The organism is Stenotrophomonas sp. NPDC077659 (genome assembly GCF_050268705.1).
Taxonomy (GTDB): domain Bacteria; phylum Pseudomonadota; class Gammaproteobacteria; order Xanthomonadales; family Xanthomonadaceae; genus Stenotrophomonas.
This window is the reverse complement of sequence record NZ_JBNNHG010000276.1, coordinates 1-1,648: the sequence shown is the minus strand read 5'-3', so window position 1 is coordinate 1,648 and position 1,648 is coordinate 1. Positions and strand designations below refer to the sequence as shown.

Sequence of the window (1,648 nt, the reverse complement as noted above, 5' to 3'; positions counted from 1 at the left end):
GGTCAGCGCCGACGGCCAGCGCCTGCTGCTGACCCACCACCGCAAGCTGCTGCGCTGGCTGCAGCTGGGCGGCCATGCCGATGGCGACCGCGACCTGGCCCGGGTGGCGTTGAAGGAGGCGGAGGAAGAATCCGGACTGGCCGGTCTGGTGCTGGATGACCCGGCCATCTTCGATCTGGACAAGCACTGGATTCCCGAGCACAAGGGCGTGCCCGGGCACTGGCATTACGACGTGCGTTTCGTGATCCGTGCCGCGGGTGGCGAAGCCTTCGTGCTGAGCGAGGAATCCCTAGACCTGGCTTGGCGCCCGGTGGCCGAGGTCGCCATCGATCCGGCATCGGACGCATCGATGCAGCGCATGGCCCGCCGCTGGCTGGCGCGCTAGCAATCTGTAGAGCCGAGCCGATGCTCGGCTCAATATTGGCCGGAACCGCAGCCGAGCATGGGCTCGGCTCTACATGCGCCTGGCGGGTGCGCGTCAATACAGGATACGGGTGCGCAGGGTGCCCGGAATCGCGGCCAGCTCGTCACGTACGGCACCCGCCTGCTCCTCGCTGGCGGTGATGTCGATCACCACATAGCCCACCTTCGGGTCGGTGCGCAGGAACTGGCCGTCGATGTTGACGTTGTGCCGCGAGAAGATCTCGTTGACCTTGGACAGCACGCCCGGCACGTTCTGGTGGATGTGCAGCAGGCGCAGGCTGTCAGCATGCTCGGGCAGGGTCACTTCCGGGAAGTTGACCGCCGACAGGGTGCTGCCGTTGTCGCTGTAGCGCACCAGCTTGGCCGCCACTTCCACGCCGATGTTGTCCTGCGCCTCCAGCGTGCTGCCGCCCACGTGCGGGGTCAGGATGACATTGTCGTGGCGGGTCAGCGGCGATTCAAATACATCGCCATTGCCCTTGGGCTCGATGGGGAACACGTCCAGCGCGGCGCCACCGATATGGCCGCTGGCCAGGGCCGCGTCCAGTGCATCGATGTCGACCACGGTGCCGCGTGCGGCGTTGATGACATGCGCGCCGCGGCGCATCTTCGCCAGCTCGGTCGCACCGATCATCCATTGCGTGGACGGGGTTTCGGGCACATGCAGGGTGACGATGTCGGCGCGTGCCAGCAGGTCATCCAGGCTGGCTGCGGCACGGGCGTTGCCGAGCGCCAGCTTGGTTTCCACGTCGTGGAAGATCACCTGCATGCCCAGCGATTCGGCCAGCACGCCGACCTGGGTGCCGATGTGGCCGTAGCCGATGATGCCCAAGGTCTTGCCGCGTACTTCATGGCTGCCGCTGGCCGACTTCGACCAGCCGCCGCGATGGCACTCGGCGTTCTTCTGCGGAATGCCACGGGTGAGCATGATCGCTTCGGCGATGACCAGTTCGGCCACGCTGCGGGTGTTGGAATAGGGGGCGTTGAACACCGGGATGCCGGCCAGTTCGGCCGCATCCAGGTCGACCTGGTTGGTGCCGATGCAGAAGCAGCCCACCGCGATCAGGCGTTTGGCCTCGGCCAGTACCTCGGCGCTGAGCTGGGTGCGCGAGCGGATGCCCACGATATGCGCTTCTGCAATACGTGCCTTCAGCTCCTCCTCGGGCAGCGCCTTGGTGTGCGCTTCGATCTGGCTGTAGCCGGCGGCGCTGAACACCTGTACGGC

Annotated in this window: 2 protein-coding genes; one reads left to right on the top strand and one right to left on the bottom strand. The window is 66.4% G+C overall.

Annotated features, from left to right (window positions below):
• On the top strand, positions 1 to 385 hold a 385-nt coding region (locus ACQKDV_RS19405; RefSeq protein ID WP_427785852.1), incomplete at its 5' end, for an NUDIX hydrolase.
• A 93-nt stretch (positions 386 to 478) separates the two neighbouring features.
• Here the strand turns inward: ACQKDV_RS19405 and serA are convergent.
• On the bottom strand, positions 479 to 1,648 hold a 1,170-nt coding region (gene serA / locus ACQKDV_RS19400; RefSeq protein WP_427785851.1), incomplete at its 5' end, for a phosphoglycerate dehydrogenase.